Here is a 12,490-nt window from a genome sequence, read left to right on the forward strand (position 1 = left end):
GCCGCCAGCACCGCGGCTCCAGATCCCGCGCGGACAGCGCCCGCATCCCGCTCGGCCAGGGCGTCCAGACCCTCCACACCCAGCGCCGTCTCGATCTCCGCCAAGGCGCCCAGCGTCAGGCACAGCCGCCGCTCCGCCCCGCCCAGCACCGCGCCGACCTCGCCCCGCGCGCCGTTCATCACAGCGCCTCGAAGGTCACTTCGCCGGCGCTGGCCAGGCTGATCGCGAACGTCGCCTCGCCCTCGTGCTCCCCGGCGTATTCCAGCGCCGCCACCAGGAACGGTCCGTCCAGCCGGCCGAAGTCCGGCACGATCAGCCGCCACGTCCGCGCGGACTGTTCGAAGAAAGCCTCGCGGATCAGCGCGTCGGACGCCGCGTCGCGGAACAGCCCTTGGCCGCTCACCGCCGCCGACTTCACCCCGGCCCCGGCCAGCAGCTCGCGCCACCGCCCCGCGCTGTCCCCGTCGGTCGCATCCACCGTGCGGGCGTTCAACGCGATCGTCCGCGCCCTCAGCCCGGCCACCGTCGTGAACACGCCCGGCGCGCTCTCGATCTTCAGCAGGATGTCCTTGCCTCTCTGGACCGTCATTTGACCCCTCTTTCCTGGTCGATGAAGCCTGCGGGCCGAGGCGCCGCCGCTCCGACGATTGCCGCGTCAGATGTCTTCGGTGACGGCGCGGACGCGCAGCACCGCGAAGGTTCTCTGGCCGCCGGGCGCCGGCCAGACGTCGGCGAACCGGACCTCCGCCCCGCACGTCCGCACCCCGTCCGCCTCCAGCCGTGCGTCGGCCAGGCTCAGCCGCACCGCCGCCAGCACCGCCTTGACCTCCTCGGTCCCCCGGAACCGCGACACGGCCGTCAGCGTCAGCAGGTGTTCCGCCCCCCGCCCCCGTCCGCCCTCAGCGGCCGGCTCTCGCTTCGGCCGATCAGCAGGTGCGGGCACGCCGGCTCGTCCGGCGCGGCGTCCCACACCCGGCCATCCAGCAGCGCCTCCAGCGCGGCGTCCGTCCGCAGATGCGCGATCAGCGCCTTCTGCAGGGCCTGTTCGTGGCTCATCGCATCCGCTCCAGGTTCAGGATCGCCCGCCCGCCGACCGTCTCGCCTCCGGCGATCCGCCAATCGGCCCCGCCGAAGCGCAGCATCCGCCCGACCGTCAGCCGGACGTCGGACCGCGTCTCCGCCGTCACGGTCTCGATCGTCCGCCCGACGCCCGCCTCGGTCTTCTCCCGCCGCCGCCGCGCGCCCACCTTCAGCCAGGCGTAGCCCTGCGGCTCGAAGGTGAGGCTGCGCCCGCCGTAGGGCGTCTCCGCCTCCACGACCTCGAACAGTTCGGCCAGCGTCTTCACAGCCGGACCGCCCGGTAGGGCGCGATCCACGCCTCGACCGGCTGGATCGCCATCTCGCTCTCCCCCCGCTCATAGGCGCGCAGGACCAACAGCAGCACCGCCAGCTTCAGCGGCGCCGGCGAGGCGGAGCTCAGGCTCGCGCCCACATCCCCCTCCACCCTGACCTGGGCGGCCTCGATCAGCGTCTGGATCAGAGTGTCCTCGGCGTCGTGCTCGACGCGCAGGAACAGCTTCGCTTCCGCCAGGGTGACGGGTGCGGTCATGAACCACCTCGATTGTCGAAAGGGAAAATCGAATGGTCGGTGGTTGGCGATCGGTGGCTGGCCGATCGTGGCGAACCATCCTCACCAACCACTAACCACTAGCCACTCGCGAGCGTCAGCTCGCCGCGAACTTCATCACCTTGATCGCGTCGAAGTCCTGCACCCCGCCGCCGACGCGCCGGGTGGTGTAGAACAGCACATAGGGTTTGGCCGAGTACGGGTCCCGCAGCACCCGCACGCCCGCCCGGTCGACGATCAGATAGCCGCGGCGGAAGTCGCCGAAGGCGATCGCCGCCGCGTCGGCCGCGACGTCCGGCATCGTCTCGATCTCGGTCAGCGGATAGCCCAGCAGGCTGGCCGTCTCGCCCGCCCGTTGCGCCGGCTGCCAGATGTAGTTGCCGTCCGCGTCCTTGAACTTTCGCACTGCCGAGACCGTGCGCCGGTTCATCACGAACCGGGCGTTGGGCCGATACTGGGCCTTGGGCGCATAGACCAGGTCGATCAGCCGGTCCGTCGGGCCGGTCGTCGCGAAAGCCCCGGCCGCCCCCGAGGCGACATAGCCGATCTCGCCCCAGCTCTGGCCCGCCTCGGCCACGATGTCGTAATCCAGGAAGCGCGCGCTTGTTGGTCCCGTCGCCGTTGACGAAGGCCTCCGTCTCCTGGGCGGCGAAGGCGTCCTCGACCTCGGCGGCCAGCCATTCGTCCAGGTCCACCAGGGCGTCGTCCAGCAGGGTCTGGGTCGCCGCCGGACAGGCGTAGAGATCCGCCGACGGGAACTCCAGCAGGGCCAGCGTCGCCGGGTCCGTCTGCGGCCGCGCCGCGGTCTCGGCGACCCAGCCCGATCCGACGCCGGCGATCGACACCGGCTTCCGGAAGACTCCGGCCGCCACCGTCCGCACCGTCGCGATCTCGCGCATCGGCGAGCCCGCCATCAGCTGGCGCTCGATCGCCCGCTCGGTCTGCTCCGGCACGACATAGCCGCCCGAGGTCGGCGCCGTCGAAAGCCCCGCCTTCAGCTCCAGGACGGCGCCGGCGCGCAGATAGCCGTCGAACGCGCTCTTCTCCTCCATTCCGCCCCCGCCGGGGGAGGCGGCGGCGAGGCCGGCGGAGGGGCGTGACCCCAGTTCCGGCCTCCGACCTTCCGACGTCACCCGGTCCAGCCGCGCCTGGGCGCTGGCCACCGCCTGGTCGATCCGCGCCACCTTTTCCTCCAGCAGCGCGTCCGCCGTCGCCTTCCTCTCGATCTCGTCCAGCCGCGCGTCGTTGGCGCCTTTGAACGCTTCGAAGGCGGCCATCATCTCGTGCATGGCGGCGCGCGCCTCCGGCGTGGCCGGGGCCTGTTTGGTCTCTTTCATTGCATCTCCGGTGCTTGAAGAACCGCCGATCGCGGTTAGGGTCCGGGCGTGAGCGCCACGTCCCGGAAATTCTCTGAGCAGCACCGGGCGTCGCCCATGAGCCGCTACACCCGCCTGGAAAGCGCCGTCCTGGAAGCCCTGGCCCATGACCTGCGCGACCAGGTCCCCGACCTCGCCGCCCAGGTAGCCTCCGGCCAGGTCAGCCAGCGCCGCAACTCCGGCTTCGGCCTGTTCACCGAAATGATCGTGGACCGGACTCGTCCGGCTCCCGTCACCGGTCCGACCGGGGATCTCGGCACGGTCCACGCCATGGTCGGAAACCTGCCCGATCCGATCGCCTTCAAGGCCCGCGTCCGCCACGGCCTCCTTCTCGGCCTGCTCGGCGACAGCTACGGCCAGGACACCCGCGCCCTGGATTTCGCCACGGTCCCGTTCCGCCAGGTCTTCACCGTCGACGCCCACGGCCGCTCGGTGGCTTTCGAGCCCGCCGGATCGCCGCCGCCCGCCTCCCCCGAGCCGCCCCGCTACCGGCAGCCGATCGAACCCCCTGCGCCCGCTCCCCGACCGTCCTCGCCCCGCAAGGCCGAACCGCCGGAACCCGCGATCAGGGTCTCGGGCCCGCTGGCCGACCCTCGCGTCGATCAGGCGCTGGACCGGGTCGCCAGACAGGTCCTCGGCCCCGAACCCGCCGGCGCCCTTCCGATGTCGAACGACGAGAAGACCAGCCTGCGCGTCTTCCTCTGGACCGGCCTGTTCGCCCTGGGTGCCGTCCTGATCCTGGTCTTCAAGATGTCGCCGGTCTTCGTCTTCGTCGCCGGCATGATCATCGGCCGCTTCCTCCAGACCGACACCGGCCTCTCCACCCTCAAGCGCGGGGCCGACGAGCTTAGGAAGTCTCAGGCGAAATCGTCCTGAACCGCGCGCCCGGCAGCATCGGGAAGGTCACCAGGGACACCTCCCAGAGATCCACCTCCACCAGCACCCGCGTCGGCCCCTCGCGCCGCGCCCGCGACGCCCGAAACCCGATCGACAGACCGTCCAGCGCCCCGGCGCGGGACAGCGCCTGGGCGAAGCGCGCGTCCGCCGACCAATCCATGATCCGTCCCCGGACGAACAGTCCGCGCTCGTCCTCGACCATCCGGTCCCAGACCCCCGCCACCGCCCGCCCCTCGTGCTGGTGCAGCATCCGAACCCCGCCGGCGCCCGTCCGGGCCAGGCTGGCCGCGAACGCCCCCTTCGCCACCACGTCCCGGTTGAGGTCGGCGACGCCCCACAGCGAGGCATAGCCTCGATCGCCACCATTCCTCCCCCGCCGGGCGAGGGGGACCGTCCGCGAAGGACGGCGGAGGCCGGGCCCGCGTCTCCCGCCATCACAGCTCCTCCATCCGCCGCTCGATCCGCTCCACGGCCGCGCGCGTCGCCTCGCCCTGGGCCTCCAGCCGGGCCAGTCGCTCGGCCACCAGCCTCTGCTCGGCGACCCGGTCCTCCAGCGTCGCGATCCGCGCCGCCGCCCCGCCCGCCCAGATCAGCCCGCCGATCGTCTGCACGGCCAGGGCCGCGATCAGCGCCACCGGAATCTTCCGCACCGCCTGCATCGTCTACTCTCCTACTGTCTCAGTCTCCGACGCCGGCCATCCGGCGGCGTTCCCCGTCGGTCAGGAAGCTGGCCGCGTTCAGCCGCGCCCACAGCGCCTCGCGCTCGGGCTGCAGGCGCCGGCGCCGGCCTCCAGGTCCGCCTCGATCCTCACGCCCGGGAACCGCGCGCCCAGCCACCCGGTCAGCGCCGCGGCCGTCTTGCGGACCAGCGGCGCCACCGTCCCCCGCCAGAAGGCCGCATTGGCCTCGCGGTAGTTGGCGTAGGTGGCGTCCCCGGGAATCCCCAGCAGCTGCGGCGGCACGCCGAACGCCAGGGCGATCTCGCGCGCCGCCGCATGCTTGCCGGCGATGAAGTCCATGTCGGCGGGCGTCCAGCTCATCGGCTTCCAGTCCAGCCCGCCCTCCAGCACCAGCGGCCGCCCGGCGTTGACCGCCCCGGCGTGCGCCTCGTCGATCTGGGCCCTCAGCGCCTCGAACTGTTCGTTGGTCAGCCGCTCCCCGTCCCGCCCGGCGAACACCAGCGCGCCCGACGGGCGGGCCGAGTTGTCCAGCAGCGCCTTGTTCCAGGCGCCCGAGGCGTTGTGCACGTCGATCGCGAACGCCGCCGCCTCCAGCGGCGAAAAGCCGTAGTGGTCGTCCGTCGGGTGGAACAGCTTCAGGTGCAGGACCGGCGACCAGCCGTCCGCCGCCCGTCCCAGCCGCACCGACCGTCCATCCACCGAATACTCATAGGCCTCGGGCCAGCCGCTGCGGCCGGGGATCACCTTCATCCGATCGGGCCTCAGCGCCCACAGCTCGTCCGGCCCCTCGTCCCCGACGGCCTCGGCGTAGGCGTTGCCCGCCGTCTGCAGCGAACCGTACAGCCCCTCCAGCCACTCGGCCCCCGACTGCTCGGGATTGGGCCGGGCCAGCAGCCGGGCCAGGGCGTGGTCGTCCGCCCGCACGCCGTCGGCGAACACGATCAGCGGGGTCGCCGCCGCGGCTTCCGCGATCATCCGCACGCAGCGGTAGGCCACCGGGTTCTTGCCGAATCCCTCTGTCGCCAGGCTGCGTAGTCGCGCGGCGTCCACCGCGCGCGGCCGCCGCCCTGGAAGGCGATCAGCGGCCCGGCCCGGCTGTCCTTGCTCTCGGGCGCGCTCACGCCCCGCCGACCCTCGAAGGGCCACCGCCATTTCCGCATGATGATCTTCCTTCTCCCTCCCCCGCGGGGGGAGGGTGGTCGCGCAGCGACCGGGTGGGGGCGGCTCGGTGGATCGGCGACCCTCCCCACCTGGCTTCGCCTGGCGGCTCAGCCGCCCTCCCCGGGACGGGGAGGGAGAACGCTAAAGCACTCGCACGCTCGGCGAAGACGCCGCGTTCAGCAGCAGATGGCTGACCGCCCACACCAGGGCGTCGGCCCGGTCCGGACTGCGCCGCCCCAGTCCCAGGCCCAGCCCCTCCAACTCCTCCTCCAGCGGTCCGAACGACCGCGTGTGAACCACTCGGTTCTGGTCGTACAGCATGGCCACCGGCTCGGCTCTCGCTCGCTTGGACGTCCTTGCGAACACCGGCTTCACCACCGCGCCGCACTTCGCCAACTTCAGCAGCTCGGCGACCATCTCGCCGCCCTGGTTGACCTCGGCCACCACCCGGTCGGCGTCGTGGCGCGCCACCACCTCGGCGACCCGGGCCGCCCAGCGCGCCGGTCCCATGCCCGTCACGCTTTCATCGGCCAGCACATAGGCCGTTCCGCCGGCCCGCCCCACCACGACGATCCCGCAGGCGTCCCCGCCCGACGTCGCCGGCGGATCCAGCCCGACCACCACAAGCTCGAACCGCTCGGGCGCCCGGCCGCGACAGCGGTCCAGCATGGCCCGTGTCCACAGCGCCTCGCCCTCATCGAGGATCAGCCCGTCCAACTCCTGCGCCGCCAGCCGCGTCCCGCCATACAACTCGCTGAGCCCCCGCAGAAAGCCGCCCGCCAGATTGCGCGCATTGACCCCCGTCGGCGCATGGGTCGATATCGTCGTCGCCTCTTCCGCCAGCGTCCTCAGCGCCGCGATCGGTCGCGGCGTCGTGGTGATCGCCAGCCTTGGATTGTCGCCCAGGCGCAGCCCCATGCGCAGCATCGGCAACACCTCGCCCGGCCGCTTCCAGGCGCAGAATTCGTCGCCCCACGCCGCATGGAATTGCGGCCCGCGCAACCGCTCCGGCTCGACAGCCGAGAAGGCGAACGCCTCCGCGCCGTTCGGCCACGCCAGCCGTCGCCGCGCCGGCTCGTACGACGGCCGCCGATACCGCGGCGCGATGGTCCGCAAACCCGACGGCCCCTCGATCATGACCTCGCGCACGTCGTGCAGCGTCGGCCCGATCAGCGCCCAAGCCCGCGCGCCCCGGGAAACCGCCAGCGAGGTCAACCACTCGGCGCCCGCCCCGCGTCTTTGCCCGCGCCCCCGTCCGCCGAGAAAACAGCCACGTCGCCCACTCGCCCTCGGGCGGCCGCTGCGCCTGGTGCGACCAGCCAGGCCAGTCGCCGTCCATCAGATCCAGGTCATTCCCCGCCAGGGCTTGCATCACCTTCTCGCGCAGCGATCTCGGCTGCGAGAGCATCCAGTCGACGCAAGAGGTCATCGCGTAGTCTCTGCTCCCCGGCCGCGTCCCGCGGCTCGTCCTGCGCATCGTCGAGCCCGTCCAGCTCCCGCCTCGCCCGCGCCGCCCGCAGCATTTCGGTCGCCGCGCGCGCCCGGCGTCCCAGGTCCGTCGCGTCCTGGCCCTCGGTCATCGCCAGGATCTCGCGCACCTCCGCCGCCAGCGCGCGGTCCGTCGCCGGCCCGGCGGCCGGTCTCTTCCAATCGCTATTTCGGGTCATGGCAAGAGTATGCGGCGCCAGCGTCCTCACACGGGCATTCGCGGATTCTTTTTCACAAGCCTTTGTCGGCGCTGCGCTTAATTCCGGATTCCCGCGTGGGAGTCCGCGAATGTCCGACTATTCAGCGTCCGCGCTCCTCGCGCCATTCCGGGGCCTCGAAGTCCAGGGCGTCCTCCGGCTCCTTCAGCGTCGTCTCAGAGATCGTCTGCCCCCGCACCGACACCCCGGCCTCGTGCACGCTCTCCGGATCGCCCGACACCAGGGGGTGCCAACTCGCCAGCGGCCGTCCCTCGTGCAGCCGCCGGTACGCGCACGACTTGGGCATCCACTCCAGCGCCTCGATGTTCCACGGCGTCAGCTTGATGCAGTCCGGCACGTGCTGCTTGCGGTTGGCGTAGTCCGAGCAGGTGCAGCGCACGGGATCGAACAGCTTGCAGTGCACCCGCGTGGGGATCACCTCGCCGGTGTCCTCGTCCTCGAACCGGACCAGGCAGCACAGCCCGCACCCGTCGCACAGGCTCTCCCACTCCTGGCGGGTCATCTGGTCCAGCGTCTTGGTTTCCCAGAAGGGCGGCATGGGCGTCCTATGGGCTCCGCGGATGTCCGGATAATGTCCGGATAGGCGCTATCGACATCGGCACGGTCGCCTCAAGCCTTTGTAATTCTTCGCTCCGCCGATCCGCTCGAACGATCGGCGACAGCCTTTTCGATGTCCGGATAATGTCCGGATTCTCAGATCGGCCGGTCGGTCCGCTGGTACCGCGTCGCCCGGGCGGCCCCTTCTCGGCGCAACAGGCCTGCGGTCTCCAGCTCCTCCAGATCGCGGCGCGCCTGCCGTTCCACGACGTCCGCAGCGTACGCCTCGCTATACTCCCTCGGGGTCACGAAGTCTCCTGGTCTCAGTTGCTCGATCAGCCGCAGCTGCCGCGCGTTCAGGCGCACCTCGACCTCCCCGTCCGGCGCCGCATAAAGCGTCAGCGTCACGCCCGACGGCTTGTCCTCCCACTGCGGCGCTCGCGCGCCCAGCAATTTCGACGCCTGGACGATCTTCTGCGTGCCCCGGCCGACCCGTTCCATCAGGCCGCGCAGGTACATCACGTGCGCGATGTCGGGGTTGGTCGGGATCGACGGATGCTCCTTCCTCAGATCCTGCGTCGTCAGGCCTGCGGGCAGTCGACCGCTGTTCCAGATTTCGATCCGCTTGGGGAACACCGAGACCGTCACCCCGCCGTGAAAGGCCGAATAGTCCCTGTGCGTCAGCGCGTTCACGACGCCCTCGCGCAGCGCCTCCAGCGAGTAGTTGGATAGATCCTCCCGCTCCGCCAGTCCCGGAACGAAGACGGACTGAAGCCTAACCTGGGACATCAGCCGTCCCATCAGCTCGTAGAACATCCGCACCAGCGGGCCGTCGAACGTCACGTCGTCGGCGAAGCGGTCCCCCGCCTTGTTGGTCTCGTAACGGACGAACCGGACGCGGCACTGGGGATGCCGCGTCGCCGGCGCCCTGCCGAACATCACGTCCGCCGCCTGGGTGAACCCGCCCGAGGCCTGCATGCCCAGTTCGCGAAGCGCGGCGATCTCGTCGTCCTGCGTCTCGAAGGCGTAGCGACGGTTCAGCTGCGTGGCTTCCACCACGTCGCGTACCTCGCCGGCGACCAGATCGCTCCAGGTCACGCCCAGCGCGGTTCGTCGCTCCCAGCGGGTCGGCGCCGCGGGCTCGGCGCGCATCATCCGCTGGATGTCCTCGGGCTCCGCGGCCACGGTGCGCGCGCCCCGCCGGACCATGATCCGCCGCGCCGACACATAGGGTTTGTCGCTCCCCTGAGGGACCTCGATCGTGATCACGGCGTTGCCGGCCAGCCGGTCGACGCTCAGGGTGAATAGCGCCTTGGGCTGGATCGCCGTCTGCAGCTCGGTTTCCAGCCCGCGCCGGACCCCTTCTACGTCCTCGCCAAGGCCGGCCGCCTCTCCGGTCGTCGTCAGCCCGACCAGCACCATCCCGCCCTGCCCGTTCAGGAAGGCGCAGATCGTGTCTGCGATCTCGGCGACGGCGGTCGCATCGGGGATGAAGGCCAGTCTCGCGCCTTCCCCGCGCGCGATGGTGGTGGACAGCATGTCGGTCATGGGCGCGGCTCGTCGGCCGCGATGCGCGTCGCCACCTGGTCGTGATCGCCCAGTTGTTCGGTCACGAAGGCCTCGACCTCATGGTAGCGCAGGAACTGGGCCGTGGCGTAGCGCATGACGTCCTGATCGCGCGCCACCGTCTGCACCCAGTTCCCGACTCGGCGGTCCGGGTTCGGTATCTCCTGGCGGATCGCCGTCTCGTACATGTCGATCACGCGCAGGTCGAAGGTTCCGGGCCCCTCCAGCTTGCCGATCTTGGCCCGCTTATCGACCGTCGTGTGGCCCATCGCCCGCAGCAGGTTGCGGGCATAAACGACATGGTCGTGGACCATGAACCAGCGCGGCTTCTTCAGGTCGATCGCCTTGACGAACTCCCGGTGCGTTATCGACAACTCCCCAGGCGACTTCCCCGAACCGTACCAGGGAAAGATCAGTCCCAGGAAGATGTCGCAGTTCTCCACCGCGCGCAGGCAGTTGTCGAACGCCGACCGGTCGGAAAAGACCTGCACCGTCCCCTCGTGCGAGTTCCAGACCTCGTAGCCGAAGGTCTCCAGCAGGCCGCACACCCGGGTGATCAGCTCCTCCTGATGATAGACGGTGGAGGACACCATGACCGTCAGGCGCTTGTTCGGCGCGCTCCGCCCTTTTGCTCCGGCCTCCGCCATCCCGTCCCTCCGGCCGCGTCCCGCGCCAGCCTAGCAACCCGGGCGTCCCATGACGAGCATCCCGCCGGTGGCAAGTGCGCCCGCGCCGGTCTATAGCCCCCGTCCCATGGCCGCCCGTCCCCCTCTCGTCGCCCTCAAGGACGTCCGTCTGCAGGACGGTCCCCGCCCCCTGTTCGACGGCGTCGACCTCGCCATCGAACCGCGCACCCGCGCCGCCCTGGTCGGCCGCAACGGCGCGGGCAAGTCCACCCTGATGAAGCTGGTCATGGGCCTGATCGAGCCCGATGCCGGCGACCGTTCCGTCCAGGCCGGCGTCCGCTTCGCCTACGTGCCCCAGGAGCCGCTGATCGTCGGTGACACCCTGCTGGACTACGCCGCGTCCGGCGAGGCCGAGCGCTGGACCGCCGAGGCTTGGCTGACGACCTTCGGCCTGGACCCGCACAAGCCGGCGGTGAACCTGTCCGGCGGCGAAACCCGCCGCGCCGCTCTCGCAAAAGCCTTCGCCGAGGAGCCGGACCTGCTCCTGCTCGACGAGCCCACCAACCACCTCGACATCCTGGCCATCGAACGGCTGGAAGAGGAGCTGCTGGCGGCCCGCTTCTCCGTCCTGGTCGTCAGCCACGACCGCGCGTTCCTGAACCGCACCACCCAGGCCGTGCACTGGCTCGAAGGCCGCCGCGTCCGCACCCTCGACAAGGGCTTCCAGGCCTTCGACGATTGGTCCGCCAAGGTTATGGAGGAGGAGGCCGAGTCCCTGCGCCGCCTGACCAAGAAGATCGAGGCCGAGACCTACACCTTCTACCGCTCCATCACCGCCCAGCGCACCCGCAACGAGGGCCGCGCCCGGGCGCTCCAGGCCATGCGGGCCGACCGCGCCGAGCGGGTCAAGGATCTGCCCCGCGAGCTGAACCTCGGCGTCGATTCGGGCGTGGCCTCGGGCAAGCTGGTCGCCGAGTTGAAGGGCGTGTCCAAGGCCTTCGGCGACCGCACGGTTCTGAAGCCCTTCACCACCCGCGTCATCCGCGGCGACCGCCTGGCCATCGTCGGCCCCAACGGCGCCGGCAAGACCACCCTGGTCAAGATCCTGCTGGGCGAACTGAACCCGGACGCCGGGACCGTCCGCCTCGGCGCCAACCTGGACCCCGTCTATCTGGACCAGTCTCGCGAGGGCCTGAAGTCCGACATGACGCTCTGGGACGCCCTGACCCCGGGCGGCGGCGACTCCATCCTGGTCCGCGGCCAGTCCAAGCATGTCGCCGCCTACGCCAAGGACTTCCTGTTCCAGGACGCCCAGCTCAAGCAGCCGATCTCCACCCTGTCCGGCGGCGAGCGCAACCGCCTGCTCCTGGCCCGGGCCCTGGCCAAGCCGGCCAACATGCTGGTCCTGGACGAACCGACCAACGACCTGGACATGGACACCCTCGACAAGCTCGAGGAGTTGCTCGAGCAGTACGACGGCACCCTGATCCTGGTTAGCCACGACCGCGACTTCGTCGACCGCCTGGCCACCTCGACCATCGCCATGAACGGCCGCGGCGACATCGTCGAGACCCCCGGCGGCTGGACCGACTTCGTCCGCCAGAACCCGGATTTCCTGGTTCCTCCCCCTGCGGGGGAGGCGGACCGCGCGAAGCGCGGTGGAGGGGCGCCTGGGCCACGCTCGCAGTCGTCCGCCTCAGCGTCCGCCCCTCCCAAGAAACCCGCCAAGCTCACCTTCAAGGACGCTCACCGTCTGAAAGAGCTCGAAGGCCTGCTCGAAACCCTCCCGGCCCAGATCGCCCGGCACGACGCCGCCCTCGCCGACCCGGACCTTTACAGCCGCGACCCCAAGGCCTTCGACCGCGCCATGACCGCCGCCGCCCAGGCCCGCGAACAGCTGGAAAGCGCCGAACTCGAGTGGCTGGAGCTGGAAGAGAAGAAGGCGGCGTTGGCGGGCTGAGGCCGCCGTCAGGCTTCGACAGCTTGACCGGCCGTCGCCTGCAACCCACGCTCCCGCCATGCTCATCCTCTCGGCGCTCGCCCTTCTCGCCACGCCCCCGGTCGCCACGCCCCAGGTCGCCACTCCTCAGGGCGACCCGGACATCGCCGGGCGCACCCCCGCCCAGGCCTTCGTCGCCGGCCTCGAACGGGTCTGTCCGATCTACATGAAGTCCGACGGCCTCACGGCCGAGGACCAGGCGATCCTGGGCGAGGAACTCAACCGGCGCGCGGACCGTCGGCTGGCTACGCCAGTCCGACCCCTCTCGAACGGTGCACCTGGACCGGGGCCCGGGCGCCTGCGTGGTCGTGATCG

14 protein-coding genes and 3 pseudogenes are annotated in these 12,490 nt (G+C 70.9%); 3 read left to right on the top strand and 14 right to left on the bottom strand.

Annotated elements, in window-relative coordinates:
- From AC2W7C_RS06105 to AC2W7C_RS06130, 6 genes and pseudogenes are all read right to left on the bottom strand, one after another.
- On the bottom strand, positions 1 to 179 hold a 179-nt coding region (locus AC2W7C_RS06105; protein WP_486000657.1), incomplete at its 3' end, for a GTA-gp10 family protein.
- Positions 179 to 589: a phage major tail protein, TP901-1 family gene (locus AC2W7C_RS06110; RefSeq protein ID WP_486000645.1), complete on the bottom strand. Its 411-nt coding sequence runs from the start codon at positions 587 to 589 to the stop codon at positions 179 to 181. The genes AC2W7C_RS06110 and AC2W7C_RS06105, both read right to left, overlap by 1 nt.
- 66 nt (positions 590 to 655) lie before the next feature.
- Positions 656 to 1,056 (bottom strand): annotated as a pseudogene (locus AC2W7C_RS06115) (DUF3168 domain-containing protein).
- A complete protein-coding gene (locus AC2W7C_RS06120; RefSeq protein ID WP_486000646.1) occupies positions 1,053 to 1,346 on the bottom strand; it encodes a phage head-tail adapter protein in 294 nt (97 codons plus the stop codon). Before AC2W7C_RS06120 ends, AC2W7C_RS06115 begins: the two are co-directional and overlap by 4 nt.
- The gene (locus tag AC2W7C_RS06125; RefSeq protein WP_486000647.1) at positions 1,343 to 1,609 is read right to left on the bottom strand and encodes a head-tail connector protein; all 267 of its coding nucleotides are present in this window, start codon (positions 1,607 to 1,609) and stop codon (positions 1,343 to 1,345) included. Before AC2W7C_RS06125 ends, AC2W7C_RS06120 begins: the two co-directional genes overlap by 4 nt.
- A gap of 115 nt (positions 1,610 to 1,724) precedes the next feature.
- Positions 1,725 to 2,964 (bottom strand): annotated as a pseudogene (locus AC2W7C_RS06130) (phage major capsid protein).
- Positions 2,965 to 3,060: 96 nt separating this feature from the next.
- Here AC2W7C_RS06130 and AC2W7C_RS06135 point away from each other — a divergent pair.
- Positions 3,061 to 3,879 (top strand): hypothetical protein, encoded by an 819-nt coding sequence (locus AC2W7C_RS06135; RefSeq protein ID WP_486000648.1) that lies wholly within the window; start codon positions 3,061 to 3,063, stop codon positions 3,877 to 3,879.
- On the opposite strand, the gene AC2W7C_RS06140 is transcribed toward AC2W7C_RS06135, so the two are convergent.
- From AC2W7C_RS06140 to AC2W7C_RS06175, 8 genes and pseudogenes are all read right to left on the bottom strand, one after another.
- Complete coding sequence (locus tag AC2W7C_RS06140; RefSeq protein WP_486000658.1) at positions 3,851 to 4,240, bottom strand: HK97 family phage prohead protease; 390 nt, start codon at positions 4,238 to 4,240, stop codon at positions 3,851 to 3,853. The two genes, AC2W7C_RS06135 and AC2W7C_RS06140, sit on opposite strands and share 29 nt — an antisense overlap.
- A gap of 94 nt (positions 4,241 to 4,334) precedes the next feature.
- Positions 4,335 to 4,559, bottom strand: coding sequence for a hypothetical protein (locus AC2W7C_RS06145; protein WP_486000649.1), 225 nt, complete (start codon positions 4,557 to 4,559; stop codon positions 4,335 to 4,337).
- Positions 4,560 to 4,578: 19 nt separating this feature from the next.
- Positions 4,579 to 5,740: pseudogene (locus tag AC2W7C_RS06150) on the bottom strand (phage portal protein).
- Between the two features lie 142 nt (positions 5,741 to 5,882).
- Positions 5,883 to 6,956, bottom strand: coding sequence for a phage terminase large subunit family protein (locus AC2W7C_RS06155; RefSeq protein ID WP_486000650.1), 1,074 nt, complete (start codon positions 6,954 to 6,956; stop codon positions 5,883 to 5,885).
- Positions 6,957 to 7,090: 134 nt separating this feature from the next.
- Positions 7,091 to 7,339 (bottom strand): hypothetical protein, encoded by a 249-nt coding sequence (locus AC2W7C_RS06160; RefSeq protein WP_486000651.1) that lies wholly within the window; start codon positions 7,337 to 7,339, stop codon positions 7,091 to 7,093.
- Positions 7,340 to 7,529: 190 nt separating this feature from the next.
- The gene (locus AC2W7C_RS06165) at positions 7,530 to 7,985 is read right to left on the bottom strand and encodes a YcgN family cysteine cluster protein (protein WP_486000652.1); all 456 of its coding nucleotides are present in this window, start codon (positions 7,983 to 7,985) and stop codon (positions 7,530 to 7,532) included.
- Positions 7,986 to 8,140: 155 nt separating this feature from the next.
- On the bottom strand, positions 8,141 to 9,532 hold the full coding sequence (locus AC2W7C_RS06170; RefSeq protein WP_486000653.1) for an ATP-binding protein: 1,392 nt from the start codon (positions 9,530 to 9,532) through the stop codon (positions 8,141 to 8,143).
- Entirely contained in the window at positions 9,529 to 10,197 is a 669-nt protein-coding gene (locus AC2W7C_RS06175; protein WP_486000654.1) for a DUF4062 domain-containing protein, read from the bottom strand. The genes AC2W7C_RS06170 and AC2W7C_RS06175 overlap by 4 nt, the downstream gene beginning before the upstream one ends.
- A 106-nt stretch (positions 10,198 to 10,303) precedes the next feature.
- Here AC2W7C_RS06175 and AC2W7C_RS06180 point away from each other — a divergent pair, with 106 nt between their 5' ends.
- Positions 10,304 to 12,136, top strand: a complete 1,833-nt coding sequence (locus tag AC2W7C_RS06180; RefSeq protein WP_486000655.1) for an ABC-F family ATP-binding cassette domain-containing protein — start codon at positions 10,304 to 10,306, stop codon at positions 12,134 to 12,136.
- Between the two features lie 58 nt (positions 12,137 to 12,194).
- A partial coding sequence (locus AC2W7C_RS06185) for a hypothetical protein (protein WP_486000656.1) occupies positions 12,195 to 12,490 on the top strand: 296 nt, incomplete at its 3' end.

The organism is Brevundimonas sp. CURTG3B2_SDJG (assembly GCF_057364705.1).

Excerpts from the sequence above, each read along its gene's own strand:
- AC2W7C_RS06125 (WP_486000647.1), bottom strand. The coding sequence starts at position 1,609 with ATGACCGCACCCGTCACCCTGGCGGAAGCGAAGCTGTTCCTGCGCGTC.
- AC2W7C_RS06165 (WP_486000652.1), bottom strand. The coding sequence starts at position 7,985 with ATGCCGCCCTTCTGGGAAACCAAGACGCTGGACCAGATGACCCGCCAG.
- AC2W7C_RS06180 (WP_486000655.1), top strand. The coding sequence starts at position 10,304 with ATGGCCGCCCGTCCCCCTCTCGTCGCCCTCAAGGACGTCCGTCTGCAG.
- AC2W7C_RS06170 (WP_486000653.1), bottom strand. The coding sequence starts at position 9,532 with ATGACCGACATGCTGTCCACCACCATCGCGCGCGGGGAAGGCGCGAGA.
- AC2W7C_RS06175 (WP_486000654.1), bottom strand. The coding sequence starts at position 10,197 with ATGGCGGAGGCCGGAGCAAAAGGGCGGAGCGCGCCGAACAAGCGCCTG.
- AC2W7C_RS06145 (WP_486000649.1), bottom strand. The coding sequence starts at position 4,559 with ATGCAGGCGGTGCGGAAGATTCCGGTGGCGCTGATCGCGGCCCTGGCC.
- AC2W7C_RS06110 (WP_486000645.1), bottom strand. The coding sequence starts at position 589 with ATGACGGTCCAGAGAGGCAAGGACATCCTGCTGAAGATCGAGAGCGCG.
- AC2W7C_RS06135 (WP_486000648.1), top strand. The coding sequence starts at position 3,061 with ATGAGCCGCTACACCCGCCTGGAAAGCGCCGTCCTGGAAGCCCTGGCC.